This window comes from Caldimonas sp. KR1-144 (assembly GCF_049446155.1).
Classification (GTDB): Bacteria; Pseudomonadota; Gammaproteobacteria; order Burkholderiales; family Burkholderiaceae_C; genus Rivibacter.
Map to the genome: position 1 here is coordinate 19,467 of NZ_JBMSEE010000012.1, position 12,199 is coordinate 31,665.

Annotated in this window: 11 protein-coding genes; 6 read left to right on the forward strand and 5 right to left on the reverse strand. The window is 69.9% G+C overall.

The window, feature by feature from the left end; genetic code table 11:
• Positions 1-16: 16 nt before the first annotated feature.
• The 3 genes from ACO2TI_RS22180 (at position 17) to ACO2TI_RS22190 (ending at position 2,211) form a co-directional block, all read left to right on the forward strand.
• Entirely contained in the window at positions 17-1,231 is a 1,215-nt protein-coding gene (locus tag ACO2TI_RS22180; protein ID WP_423287555.1) for a JmjC domain-containing protein, read from the forward strand.
• Entirely contained in the window at positions 1,191-1,805 is a 615-nt protein-coding gene (locus tag ACO2TI_RS22185; protein ID WP_423287557.1) for a hypothetical protein, read from the forward strand. The genes ACO2TI_RS22180 and ACO2TI_RS22185 overlap by 41 nt, the downstream gene beginning before the upstream one ends.
• A 151-nt stretch (positions 1,806-1,956) precedes the next feature.
• Positions 1,957-2,211, forward strand: coding sequence for a hypothetical protein (locus ACO2TI_RS22190; RefSeq protein ID WP_423287559.1), 255 nt, complete (start codon positions 1,957-1,959; stop codon positions 2,209-2,211).
• Positions 2,212-2,319: 108 nt separating this feature from the next.
• Here ACO2TI_RS22190 and ACO2TI_RS22195 read toward each other — a convergent pair whose 3' ends face one another.
• From ACO2TI_RS22195 to ACO2TI_RS22215, 5 genes are all read right to left on the reverse strand, one after another.
• Positions 2,320-3,099: an MBL fold metallo-hydrolase gene (locus ACO2TI_RS22195; RefSeq protein WP_423287561.1), complete on the reverse strand. Its 780-nt coding sequence runs from the start codon at positions 3,097-3,099 to the stop codon at positions 2,320-2,322.
• A gap of 31 nt (positions 3,100-3,130) precedes the next feature.
• A complete protein-coding gene (gene bamC / locus ACO2TI_RS22200; RefSeq protein ID WP_423287563.1) occupies positions 3,131-4,306 on the reverse strand; it encodes an outer membrane protein assembly factor BamC in 1,176 nt (391 codons plus the stop codon).
• Between the two features lie 100 nt (positions 4,307-4,406).
• A complete protein-coding gene (gene dapA, locus ACO2TI_RS22205; RefSeq protein ID WP_423287565.1) occupies positions 4,407-5,288 on the reverse strand; it encodes a 4-hydroxy-tetrahydrodipicolinate synthase in 882 nt (293 codons plus the stop codon).
• Positions 5,289-5,349: 61 nt separating this feature from the next.
• Complete coding sequence (locus ACO2TI_RS22210; protein WP_423287567.1) at positions 5,350-5,904, reverse strand: class I SAM-dependent methyltransferase; 555 nt, start codon at positions 5,902-5,904, stop codon at positions 5,350-5,352.
• Between the two features lie 112 nt (positions 5,905-6,016).
• Positions 6,017-7,243, reverse strand: a complete 1,227-nt coding sequence (locus ACO2TI_RS22215) for an MFS transporter (protein ID WP_423287569.1) — start codon at positions 7,241-7,243, stop codon at positions 6,017-6,019.
• Positions 7,244-7,326: 83 nt separating this feature from the next.
• Between ACO2TI_RS22215 and ACO2TI_RS22220 the strand changes: the two genes are divergently transcribed.
• From ACO2TI_RS22220 to parC, 3 genes are read left to right on the forward strand one after another with little or no spacing between them, the layout of a single operon-like run.
• Positions 7,327-9,306 (forward strand): DNA topoisomerase IV subunit B, encoded by a 1,980-nt coding sequence (locus ACO2TI_RS22220; protein WP_423287571.1) that lies wholly within the window; start codon positions 7,327-7,329, stop codon positions 9,304-9,306.
• Complete coding sequence (locus tag ACO2TI_RS22225) at positions 9,303-9,842, forward strand: GNAT family N-acetyltransferase (RefSeq protein WP_423287573.1); 540 nt, start codon at positions 9,303-9,305, stop codon at positions 9,840-9,842. The genes ACO2TI_RS22220 and ACO2TI_RS22225 overlap by 4 nt, the downstream gene beginning before the upstream one ends.
• A 37-nt stretch (positions 9,843-9,879) precedes the next feature.
• Positions 9,880-12,192, forward strand: coding sequence for a DNA topoisomerase IV subunit A (gene parC / locus ACO2TI_RS22230; RefSeq protein ID WP_423287575.1), 2,313 nt, complete (start codon positions 9,880-9,882; stop codon positions 12,190-12,192).
• Positions 12,193-12,199 lie beyond the last annotated feature (7 nt).

The following is a 12,199-nucleotide window of genomic DNA, read 5'->3' on the forward strand; positions in this document are numbered from 1 at the left end:
ATCGCACAATGCTGCGATGCCTTCCCCCAAGAAACGCCGCGCCGGCAGCTCGGCGCTGAACATGGCGACGCCCTTGCTGGGCGGCCTGAGTCCGCAGACCTTCATGCGCCGCCACTGGCACAAGCGGCCGCTGCTGATCCGTGGCGCGGTCGATGTCGCCCACCCCTTTGTCGATCGGCGCATGCTGTTCGAACTGGCCGCACGCGAGGACGTCGAGTCGCGCGTGGTGGAACAAGGCGGCAGGCATGGCTGGAAGCTCAAGCACGGCCCTTTCGAGAAGCGCGCGCTGCCGCCCGTGTCGCGCGCGGGCTGGACGCTGCTGGTGCAGGGCCTGGACCTGCAGCTCGACGCCGCGCACGCGCTGCTGCAGCGCTTTCGCTTCGTGCCCGAGGCGCGCCTCGACGACCTGATGGTCTCGTGGGCCAGCAATGGCGGCGGGGTCGGTCCGCATTTCGACAGCTATGACGTTTTCCTGATCCAACTGGCCGGTCGCCGGCGCTGGCGCGTCGGCCGGCTGGCCGATCCCCAGCTCGTGCCCGACGTGCCGCTGAAGATCCTCGCCAATTTCGAAGCCGAGGAGGAGTGGCTGCTCGAGCCGGGCGACATGCTCTACCTGCCGCCGCGCTGGGCGCATGACGGCGTGGCCGAAGGCGAGTGCCTCACCGCGTCGGTGGGCTTTCGCGCGCCGGCACGAGGCGAGCTGGCGCAGTCGCTCGTCGAGCGCCTGCTCGACGCACACGACGACGACGCGCCGGCGCGCTACCGCGATCCCGCGCAGCCGGCGACCGCGACGCCGGGGCGCATTCCCGCGTCGCTCGGCCGCTTCGCGCGCGATGCGGTGCGCGCGCTGCTGGCCGACCGCGACGCGCTGGACATCGCGTTCGGCGAATGGGCCAGCGAGCCCAAGCCCAACGTCGTGTTCGAGCCGGGTGCGGATCTCGACGCGACCCGTGCCCTGGTGCTGGACCGCCGCACGCGGATGCTGTATGACTCGCGTCACGTCTACGTGAACGGCGAGGGCTGGCGCGCCGCCGGGGCCGACGCGGCGCTGATGCGCCGCCTGGCCGACGGGCGCCGCCTCGAGGCCGCGCAGTGGCGCACGGCTAGCCGAGGCGCGCGCGAGCTTCTGCAGCGCTGGGCGGCAGACGGCTGGCTGCACGCCGCGACCGACGATGAACCAGGAGCCGAGCATGAACCCGTCACCGAACGACCCCGCCGGCGCGCGCGCTGAGGTGCCGCCGCTCGACTGGGACCCGATCCCGCTGGCCGAGCTGCTCAAGGACGCGGCCATCGTCAAGGCGGCGCCGCCCGAGGACGAGCGGCCGCGCTCGCCCGACGCGATCGAGACGCGCGGCGCGTTCTTCGCGGCGTTCGACGCTGCGCTTCAGGTGGCTGTCGAGCGCAACGTCGCCGAGCTTTGGCTGGTCGATCCCGACTTCAGCTCCTGGCCGCTGGGCCTGCGCTCGACGATCGAGCGGCTCGACACCTGGATCAACTCCCATCGCCGGCTGCGGCTGCTGGCCTGCGACTTCCAGTGGCTGTCGCTCGAATGTCCGCGCTGGGTCGCCTGGCGGCGGCGCTGGGCGCACGTGGTCGACTGCCTCGCGGTCAGCGAGGAGGACGCGCCTCACATGCGCTCGTTGATGCTGGTGCCCGACGTGCAGGCGATCCGGCTGTTCGATGCCCAGCGCGGCCGCGGGCGCGTGATGCGCGATGCCGATGACCTGACCGGCATCCGTGAATTGGTCGAGGATTTGGCGCAACGCGCCGAGGCCGCCATGCCGGCCACGACATTGGGCCTCTGAGAAACCCGTAGAAAAGAAGGCTAGAATTTCCGGCTGGGCATGCAAATGCTCGAGCCGTATGGCTCGTTGCGGAATCCTGCGGTGTTTTGCGTCGATGGGTTCCGATCAATCCGATCATCGTTGACCCACTCACCACTTGAGGATCTTTCCAATGAACAAGTCGCTTCTGCTGGCCCTGATCGCTGCTGCTGCCCTCGCCGCTTGCGGCAAGAAGGAAGAGGCTGCCGCGCCGACCGCTGCTGATGCCGCCGCCACGGCTGCCTCGGCCGTCGCCGACACCGCTGCCTCGGCCGCTGCCGGTGCCGCTGCTGCGACCGACGCTGCCGCCTCGGCCGCCGCTGGCGCCGCTGCTGCTGCCAACGCCGCCGCTGACGCGGCCGCTTCGGCTGCTTCGGCCGCGAAGTGAGTCGACGGGTCGCGTTGGCTGCGCGTCCGCAGCCAACGCACCGCGTGATCTGAAAGCCGCCTTCGGGCGGCTTTTTTTTTTGTGGGTCGCGCCGGGACAGCGCAGGCGTCAGCTCAGATCGAGCCAGTCGAAGCCTTGCGCCTGGCTGGCCACGACGACGTCGTCCGGCGCAGCGCCGAGCGCGCCCGCCAGGGCCGCGGCGGCGAGGTCGGGCCGGTTGTTCTGCTCGCTCAGGTGCGCCGCCACGACATGGCGCAGGCCTTCATGGCGGCAGCGCGCGAGGATCTGCGCGGCGGTGTCGTTGGCAAGATGGCCCAGCCGCCCGCCGATGCGTGCCTTCAGCGACGCCGGATAGCGCGAGGCCGCGAGCATCGCGAGGTCGTGATTGCATTCGATCAGCAGCGCTTCGCAGCGCTGCAGCGCCGCGACGAGGTGGTCGGTCGCGCAGCCGGCGTCGGTGAGCAGACCCAGGCGCGCGTGGCCGTCGGTGGCGGTGAGCTGCAGCGGCTCGGCGGCGTCGTGCGGCACGGTATAGGGCCGCAACTGCAGCGCGCCGATGTCGATCGGCTCGCCGTCGCGCGCGAAGCGCAGCAGTGCGTCGTCGAGTGCCGGCATGCCGGCGGCGCGCCAGGTGCCGCGGCTGGTCCACAGCGGCACGCCGTGGCGGCGGGCGAGCGAGAAGGCGCAGCCGACGTGGTCGCCGTGCTCGTGCGTGACGAAGACGCCGTCGAGGTCGCCGGGCGACAGGCCGATCGCGGCCAGCCGGACCGAGGCCTCCTTGAGCGTGAAGCCGCAGTCGACGAGCACGCGCGTCGTGCGCGGCCCGTCGCGTGCCTCGATCAGCGTGGCGTTGCCGCCGCTGCCGCTGCCCAGGCTGCGAAAGCGCATCGCCGTCGAGCCGGGTGCGGCGACGCGAACGTCACTTGAGGTCGTTGACCAGCAGTTCGAGGATGCGCTGCGAGGCGTCGCCCGTCTCGGGCTGGCCCTGGGCGTTCTGCACGGTCACCGCGGTGGTCTCGCCTTCGCCCTTGAGCGCGATGCGGTAGCGCGCCGGGCCCGAGGTCTGCGGCTTCTTCTCGCCGCTGGTGAACAGGCTGAACAGCTTGTCGGTCCAGCCCGGCTCGCCCTTGCCGATGCTCTTGGGATCGACGTAGCGCACGTAGAACAGCCCCTGCGCGCGGTCTCGATCCTCGACCGTGAAGCCGCTGCGGTCGAGCGCGAGCGCCACGCGGCGCCAGGCGCGGTCGAACGAGTCGTCGACCTGCATGCCGGTGCCCGGCGGGCCCGGCATCATGCGCGCGCGCGCCGGCAGGTCGGCCGCGGGCTTGTTCGCAGCCGCCGTCTTGACCTGCTCTTCCTTGGCCCCGAGCTTTTGCATCAGACGCGAGAGCATGATGGCCTCGAGGTCCGGGTCGTTGGGGCGGCCCGTCCAGGTCGTGGTGTCCTTGCGGTCGTTGACGTAGATCTCCTGCATGCCGCGGTGCGAGATGTAGATCTCGGTGCCGCCGCCGGCGCTGCGTTCGACGCGCGTGCGGAAGCTGTCGCGCAGGCCGCTGTCGTAGAGGCCGTCGAAGACCTTGCCGATCGTGTCGCGGATGAGGTCCTGCTGCAGTCGGGCGCGGTTCTCGACCCAGTTGGTCTGCATCAGGCCGGTCTCGCGTGAGTCGAGCTCGAGCACGAAGCCGCGCTCTTGCCAAAACTCCTGCAGCTGGGGCCAGATCTGTTCGGGCGTCAGCGTCGTCGAGAGCCAGCGCTGGTTGCCTTCGCGCTCGATCTTGACGTTGCCGATCTGTTGAGGCGCGACGGCGGTCGCGCTGGGCGCCAGCGTCACGCCGGTGGGGACCCCGGGCGCGGCCTGGATCGCCGACGCGCTGATCGCGCCTTGCACCGGCTGGTAGCGGCTGTCGCGCTGCAGCTGGCTGAGGTCGGGCGGCACTTCCAGCGACACCTGCTTGGCGCCGGTGGTCTTGTAGTCGACCTTGTCGCCTTCGAGCCTCTTGTTGATCGACGAGCAGGCCGCGAGGCCGAGCGCGGTGGTCAGCGTGACCGCGTGGACGATGGGGCGGCGCGGGAACGAGGAAACAGAGCGGGTCACGGAAAGCCTCGACATCGGGAAAGGGGTCAGCGCACGAAGCGCAGGGCGGTCGGATCGACCTGGCAGCGCCGGGTTCCGCGGAAGCCGCGTGCGCGAAGCGTCACAGCAGTCCGGACTCGACCAGCGCCTGCTCGACGGCCTTGCGGCCGTCGCCGCCCAGCGCCGTGAGCGGCAGGCGCAGCGTCGACTTGCCGCGGCCCAGCCGTTCGAGCGCCCACTTGACCGGGATCGGGTTGGGCTCGCAGAACAACTGCTTGTGCAGCGGCAGCAGCTTCATGTGGATCTCGGTGGCGCGCTTGGCGTCGCCGGCGATCGCGGCCATGCACAGCTCGTGCATCGCACGCGGCGCGACGTTGGCGGTGACGCTCACGTTGCCGTGGCCGCCGAGCAGCATCAGCGCGACCGCGGTCGGGTCGTCGCCGGAGTAGATCGAGAAGCCCTTGGGCGCATTGCGGATCAGCCAGGCGGCGCGCTCGATGTTGCCGGTGGCTTCCTTGATGCCCACGATGCCTGGCACCTGCGCGAGCCTGAGCACCGTGTCGACCTGCATGTCTGCGACCGTGCGGCCGGGCACGTTGTAGAGCACCACCGGAATGTCCACCGCCTCGGCGATGGCCTTGAAGTGCTCGTACATGCCCTGCTGCGTGGGCTTGTTGTAGTAGGGCACGACCTGCAGCGTGCAGTCGGCGCCGACCTGCTTGGCATAGGCCGACAACTCGATCGCCTCGCGCGTGGCGTTGGAACCGGCGCCAGCCATGATGGGCACGCGGCCCTTGGCGTGCTCGACCGCGACGCGGATCACCTCGCGGTGCTCCTCGTGGCTGAGCGTGGGCGATTCGCCGGTGGTGCCGACGACGCCAATGCAGTCGGTGCCTTCGGCGATGTGCCAGTCGATCAGGCGGCGCAGCGCGTCGTAGTCGACGCTGCCGTCTTCGTGCATCGGCGTGACGAGCGCGACGATGCTGCCAACAATGGGTTTCATCGGGGAAATCCTCGGAATCGAAGGATTCTACTCAGCGGCCGCGGCCCGCCGATTGGGGTTGTCAGCCGATCGAATGGCGCGCCGGCGCGTAGCCGGGCTGCTCGCGCACGGCGGCGATGCGTTGCACGAAGCGCGCCGGATCGTCGAGGAAGCCATCTTCGTAGGCGACGATGCGCAGGCCGTGCCCGCGCGCAGCGTCGACCAGCTCGCCGGGGCGCAGCAGGAAGTCCGGCCGCGCCGGGCGGCCGACCGTTTCGTTGCCGGCCGCGAAGGTCTCGTGCAGCCACCAGCCGCCGGGCGCGACGGCCTGCGTGATGCGCTCGAAGAGCGGGCGCCACAGGTAGTTGGTCACCACCACGAGGTCGAAGAGGCGTTCGGCGAGCGGCCAGGGGCCGTTTTCGATGTCGGCCTCGACGACCTCGGCCAGATCGCGCAAGCCTTCCAGCGCCTGGCCGTCGCGGTCGACGGCCGTGACCCGCAGTCCGCGCGCGGCGAGCCAGCGCACGTGGCGGCCGCTGCCGCAGGCGAGGTCGAGCACCGTGGCACCGGCCGGCAGTGCCGCCGCGAACCGCAGCACCCAGGGCGACGGCTTCAGCACCGCATGTTCGCTCGTCATCAGAAGCACGCCCAGAGCTGGTTCGCCAGATCCAGCATCAGATCCGGCCGGAGGTAGGAAGCGAACACCAGCGCCAGCACGGCCAGCGCTGCCGTCCACGCTGCAGCACGCTTCACGCCGCCGCCGGCGCGGCAACGCGCCGGATCGCGCTTTCGCGCACAGGCAGGTTCACGAGCGCCGCAAAGACGCCCAGCGCGATCGCGATGTACCAGACGATGTCGTAGCTTCCGGTCGCGTCATAGAGCTTGCCGCCCAGCCACACGCCGAGGAAGCTGCCGATCTGGTGGCTGAAGAACACGAAGCCGCCCAGCATCGACAAATACTGCACGCCGAAGATCTGCGCGACCACCGCATTGGTCGGCGGCACGGTCGACAGCCACAGCACGCCCATCACCGCCGAGAACACATAGACGCTCGTCGGCGTCAGCGGCGCGGCGAGGAAGGCCACGATCGCCACCGAGCGCAGCGCGTAGATGGTGCTGAGGATGTGGCGCTTGGCCAGCTTCTGCCCGAGCACGCCGGCCGCGTAGGTGCCGAACACGTTGAACAGGCCGATCAGCGCCAGCGCGGTGGTCGCGACCTGCGGCGTGAGGCCGTGGTCCTTCAGGTAGCTTGGCATGTGCACGCCGATGAACACGACCTGGAAGCCGCAGACGAAATAGCCCGCCATCAGCAGCTGGAAGCTGCGGTAGCCGAAGGCCTCGCGCAGCGCCTGGCCGATGCTCTGATGGTGCGCATGGGCGGCGGCGGCCTGCGCCGGCTCCTTCAGGCCGAAGGCCAGCGGCATGATCGCCAGTGCCGCGATGCCCAGCAGCACCAGCGCCTCCTGCCAGCCGAAGCTTGCGATCAGCCAGTTCTCCACCGGCACCATCAGGAACTGGCCGAACGAGCCGGCCGCGGCGGTGATGCCCATCGCCCATGAGCGCTTCTCGGGTGCGACGTTGCGACCGATCACGCCATAGATCACCGCGTAGGTTGTGCCCGACTGCGCCATGCCCAGCAGCAAGCCGGTGCTGCCGGTGAAGGCCAGGCCCGAGGTCGACATCGCCATGCCGATCAGCCCCAGCGCGTACAGCAGGCTGCCGGCCAGCAGCACCTTGAAGGCGCCGAAGCGGTCGGCCAGCATGCCGGCGAACGGGCCGGCGATGCCCCAGGCGAGGTTCTGCACCGCGAGCGCGAAGGCGAAGGTCTCGCGCGTCCAGCCGCGGTCGCTGGTGATCGGCTGCAACCACAGGCCGAAGCCGTGGCGGATGCCCATGCTGAGCGTCACGATCGCGGCGCCGCAGATCAGCACCTGCGTCATCGAGAGCGTGGGGCGGGTCTGGGGTGTGGTCGTCATGCGGGCCCTTTTTCGTGTGCGCGCGATTCTGTCGGCAACGCGATCGCCTTGCCGGCGGTCGGGGGTTCCTAGAATCCGCCGCCATGGCAACCCGAACGAATCCGTCCAGCGCCTACGGCGAGGCCTCGATCCGCGTGCTCAAGGGCCTGGAGCCCGTCAAGCAGCGCCCGGGCATGTACACCCGCACCGACAACCCGCTGCACATCGTGCAGGAGGTGATCGACAACGCCGCCGACGAGGCGCTGGCCAACCACGGCAAGCGCATCGCCGTGACCCAGCATGCCGACGGCTCGATCAGCGTCGACGACGACGGCCGCGGCATTCCCTTCGGCCTGCATCCCGAGGAGCAGGTGCCGGTCATCGAGATCGTCTACACGCGGCTGCACGCCGGCGGCAAGTTCGACAAGGGCGCCGGTGGCGCCTACAGCTTCTCGGGCGGCCTGCACGGCGTGGGTGTGAGCGTGACCAATGCGCTGGCCAAACGCTTGGTCGTCACTTCGCACCGCGAGGGCCAGGTCGCGACGATCGCGTTCTCGGGCGGCGACGTGGTCGAGCCGCTGGCCACGCGCCGCGCGACCAACGCCGACCGCAAGCAGGGCACCTCGGTGCGCGTGTGGCCGGACGCCACGTATTTCGAGAGCGCCGAGCTGCCCAAGGCGGAGCTCGTGCACCTCTTGCGCAGCAAGGCCGTGCTGATGCCGGGCGTGACCGTCACGCTAACCAACGAGAAGTCCGGCGAAACCCAGACCTGGCTCTACAAGGGCGGCCTGCGCGACTACCTCGTGCAGGCGCTGCAAAGCGATCCGCTGATCCCGCTGTTCGAAGGCGAGCACTACGCCGAGGAAGGCGAGACCGAGAACTTCGCCGAAGGCGAGGGCGCGGCCTGGTGCGTGGCCTTCTGCGAAGACGGCGCACCGATGCGCGAGAGCTACGTCAACCTGATCCCCACCGTGGCTGGCGGCACGCACGAGGCGGGTCTGAAGGATGGCCTGTTCGGCGCGGTCAAGGGCTTCATCGAGCTGCACTCGCTGCTGCCCAAGGGCGTGAAGCTGATGCCCGACGACGTGTGGTCGCGCGCGAGCTTCGTGCTCTCGGCCAAGGTGCTGGATCCGCAGTTCCAGGGCCAGACCAAGGAACGGCTCAACTCGCGCGACGCGCTGCGGCTGGTCTCGGCGTACGTGAAGCCGGCGCTGGAGCTGTGGCTCAACCAGCATGTCGAACACGGCAAGAAGCTCGCCGAGCTGGTAATCAAGCAAGCCCAGGCGCGCCAGCGCGCCGGCCAGAAGGTCGAGAAGCGCAAGGGCTCGGGCGTGGCCGTGCTGCCCGGCAAGCTGACCGACTGCGAAAGCCGCGACCTCTCGCTCAACGAGGTGTTCCTGGTCGAGGGCGACTCGGCCGGCGGCAGCGCCAAGATGGGCCGCGACAAGGAGACGCAGGCCATCCTGCCGCTGCGCGGCAAGGTGCTCAACGCCTGGGAGGTCGAGCGCGACCGCCTGTTCGCCAACAACGAGATCCACGACATCGCGGTCGCGATCGGCGTCGATCCGCACGGCGCGGCCGACGATCCCGACCTCAGCGGCCTGCGCTACGGCAAGGTCTGCATCCTGAGCGACGCCGACGTCGACGGCTCGCACATCCAGGTGCTGCTGCTGACGCTGTTCTACCGCCACTTCCCCAAGCTGATCGAGCGCGGCGTGATCCACGTCGCCAAGCCGCCGCTGTTTCGCGTCGACGCGCCGGCGCGCGGCAAGAAGCCGGCCGCCAAGCTCTATGCGCTCGACGAAGGCGAGCTCACGGCCATCCTCGACAAGCTGCGCAAGGAAGGCGCGCGCGAGAACTCGTGGACCATCAGCCGCTTCAAGGGCCTGGGCGAGATGAGCGCCGAGCAGCTGTGGGAGACCACGCTCAACCCGGACACGCGCCGCCTGCTGCAGGTCTCGTTCGGCGCGCAGGGCGCGCAGGCGACGACCGAGTCGCTCAACAAGCTGATGGGCAAGGGCGAGGCCGCCGCGCGCCGCGAGCTGATGGAGCTGCACGGCGACGCGATCGAGGTGGACGTTTGAACGCCCCTTCGAGCACCGCGGTGCGGCTGCGGCCCACCATGCTGTCCGACCTCGATGAAGTCATCGCCATCGAGCAGGACGCGCACAACCTGCCCTTCATCACGCCCTGGGAGCGCACGCAACACGAGGGTGCGGTGCGCTTTCCGGACTTTCGCCACTTCATCGTCGAGGCGGGGCCGGGCGGCGGGCGTGCCGGCTTCGTGATCCTGCAGGGCTGCCGCAATCCGCACCGCTCGGTGGAGCTCAAGCGCATCGTGCTGCAGTCCAAGGGGCGGGGGCTGGGGCGCATCTGCGTGCGCCTGCTCAAGCGCATGGCGTTTCGCGATCTCCATGCGCACCGCTTCTGGCTCGACGTGAAGACGCTCAACACCCGCGCCCACGCGCTCTACGCGAGCGAGGGCTTCGTCGAGGAAGGCCGCCTGCGCGAAAGCGTGAAGGTGGCCGACGGCTACGACACGCTGATCGTGATGAGCCTGCTCGACCGCGAATACGAGGCCCGCGTCGCGATGGGCCTCGAGGCCTTGCCGGGCGATTGACGCCCTGCGAGGCGGCTGAAGAATCTTTCGAATGACCATGGACCAGCTCTCTCTGGAAGCACCGCCGGCCGACGGCGACAACGCCCTCGCGCTCGCGCACTATGCCGAACGTGCCTACCTCGAATACGCGCTCAGCGTGGTCAAGGGCCGCGCGCTGCCCGACGTGTGCGACGGCCAGAAGCCGGTGCAGCGCCGCATCCTCTACGCGATGGCGCGCATGGGCCTGGTGTTCACGACCGCGGGCGGCCCCAAGCCCGTCAAGAGCGCGCGCGTCGTCGGCGACGTGCTCGGCCGCTACCACCCGCACGGCGACACCGCCGCCTATGACGCGCTGGTGCGCATGGCGCAGGACTTCAGCCAGCGCTACCCGCTGATCGACGGCCAGGGCAACTTCGGCTCGCGCGACGGCGACGGCGCGGCGGCGATGCGCTACACCGAGGCACGCCTCGCGCCGATCGCGCGCCTGCTGCTCGACGAGATCGACGAAGGCACGGTCGAGTTCGTGCCCAACTACGACGGCTCGACCGAGGAGCCGAAGCAGCTGCCCGCGCGATTGCCCTTCGTGCTGCTCAACGGCGCCAGCGGCATCGCGGTCGGTCTTGCGACCGAGGTGCCGAGCCACAACCTGCGCGAGGTCGCGGCCGCCGCGGTCGCGCTGATCCGCGACGAGAAGCTGCCCGACGAGGAGCTCTACCGGCTGCTGCCCGGCCCCGACTTCCCCGGTGGCGGCCAGATCATCTCGAGCGCGCAGGACATCCGCGAGGCCTACGCGAGCGGGCGCGGCAGCCTCAAGGTGCGCGCGCGCTGGAAGATCGAGGACCTCGCGCGCGGCCAGTGGCAGCTCGTGGTCACCGAGCTGCCGCCGGGCACCAGCGCGCAGAAGGTGCTCGAGGAGATCGAGGAGCTGACCAATCCCAAGGTCAAGACCGGCAAGAAGGCGCTGACGGCCGAGCAGACGCAGCTCAAGGGTACGGTGTTGAGCGTGCTCGATGTCGTGCGCGACGAGTCGAGCAAGGACGCGCCGGTGCGCCTGGTGTTCGAGCCCAAGAGCCGCACCGTCGAACAGCAGGAGCTGATCAACACGCTGCTCGCGCACACCAGCCTGGAGTCGAGCGCGCCGGTCAACCTGACGATGGTCGGCGCCGACGGCCGGCCGACGCAAAAGAGCCTGCGCCAGGTGCTGGGCGAGTGGATCGGCTTCCGGCTGGCGACCGTCAAGCGCCGCAGCGAGCATCGCCTCGCCAAGGTGCTCGATCGCATCCACGTGCTCGAAGGCCGGCAGCTCGTGCTGCTGAACATCGACGAGGTGATCCGCATCATCCGCAACGCCGACGAGCCCAAGCCGGCGCTGATCGAGCGCTTCAGGCTCAGCGACCGCCAGGCAGAAGACATCCTCGAGATCCGGCTGCGCCAGCTGGCGCGGCTGGAAGCGATCAAGATCGAGCAGGAGCTCAAGAGCCTGCGCGAGGAGCAGGGCAAGCTCGAGGACATCATCGCAAGCCCGACGACGCTCAAGCGCACGGCGATCCGCGAGATCGAGACCGACGCCAAGACCTTCGGCGACGACCGCCGCACGCTGATCGAGGAGACCAAGCGCGCGGTGGCCGAGGTCAAGGTCGTCGACGAGCCGGTGACCGTGGTCGTGAGCCAGAAGGGCTGGGTCCGCGCGCGCCAGGGCCACGGCCACGACGCGGCCTCGTTCGCGTTCAAGGCCGGCGACGGGCTCTACGGCACCTTCGAGTGCCGCACCGTCGACACGCTGCTGGTGTTCGGCAGCAACGGCCGCGTCTACAGCGTTGCGGTGAGCAGCCTGCCGGGCGCGCGCGGCGACGGCCAGCCGATCACGACGCTGATCGAGCTGGAGGCCGGCACCCAGCCGCAGCACTACGTCGCCGGTCCGGCCGATACGGTCTTGCTGCTGGGCAACACCGGCGGCTTCGGCCTGCTCGCCAAGCTGGGCGACATGGTGAGCCGCCAGCGCGGCGGCAAGAGCTTCCTCTCGCTCGACGCGAACGATCGCCTGCTCGCGCCGGCGGCGGTGGCGCCCACGCACCGTCAGGTGGCCTGCCTGAGCCTCGATGGCCGCCTGCTGGTGTTCGCGCTCGACGAGCTGAAGCTGCAGTCCAACGGCGGGCGCGGCCTGACGCTGATGGATGTCGATGCGAAGGAGCCGCTGGTGTCGGTGACGGCCTTCGCCGAGGCGCTGCAGGTGCAAGGCGCGGGCCGCGGCGGCAAGGCGAAGGACGAACTGCTCAAGGGTGCGGCGCTGGCCGCGCACACGGGCAAGCGCGCGCGCAAGGGCAAGAAGGTCGAGGGCTTCGTGAAGGCGACGCGGGTGGTCGCGGGCTGAGCTTCCC

Excerpts from the sequence above, each read along its gene's own strand:
- ACO2TI_RS22180 (WP_423287555.1), top strand. The coding sequence starts at position 17 with ATGCCTTCCCCCAAGAAACGCCGCGCCGGCAGCTCGGCGCTGAACATG.
- ACO2TI_RS22185 (WP_423287557.1), top strand. The coding sequence starts at position 1,191 with ATGAACCCGTCACCGAACGACCCCGCCGGCGCGCGCGCTGAGGTGCCG.
- ACO2TI_RS22190 (WP_423287559.1), top strand. The coding sequence starts at position 1,957 with ATGAACAAGTCGCTTCTGCTGGCCCTGATCGCTGCTGCTGCCCTCGCC.
- ACO2TI_RS22195 (WP_423287561.1), bottom strand. The coding sequence starts at position 3,099 with ATGCGCTTTCGCAGCCTGGGCAGCGGCAGCGGCGGCAACGCCACGCTG.
- dapA (WP_423287565.1), bottom strand. The coding sequence starts at position 5,288 with ATGAAACCCATTGTTGGCAGCATCGTCGCGCTCGTCACGCCGATGCAC.
- ACO2TI_RS22210 (WP_423287567.1), bottom strand. The coding sequence starts at position 5,904 with ATGACGAGCGAACATGCGGTGCTGAAGCCGTCGCCCTGGGTGCTGCGG.
- ACO2TI_RS22215 (WP_423287569.1), bottom strand. The coding sequence starts at position 7,243 with ATGACGACCACACCCCAGACCCGCCCCACGCTCTCGATGACGCAGGTG.
- ACO2TI_RS22220 (WP_423287571.1), top strand. The coding sequence starts at position 7,327 with ATGGCAACCCGAACGAATCCGTCCAGCGCCTACGGCGAGGCCTCGATC.
- parC (WP_423287575.1), top strand. The coding sequence starts at position 9,880 with ATGGACCAGCTCTCTCTGGAAGCACCGCCGGCCGACGGCGACAACGCC.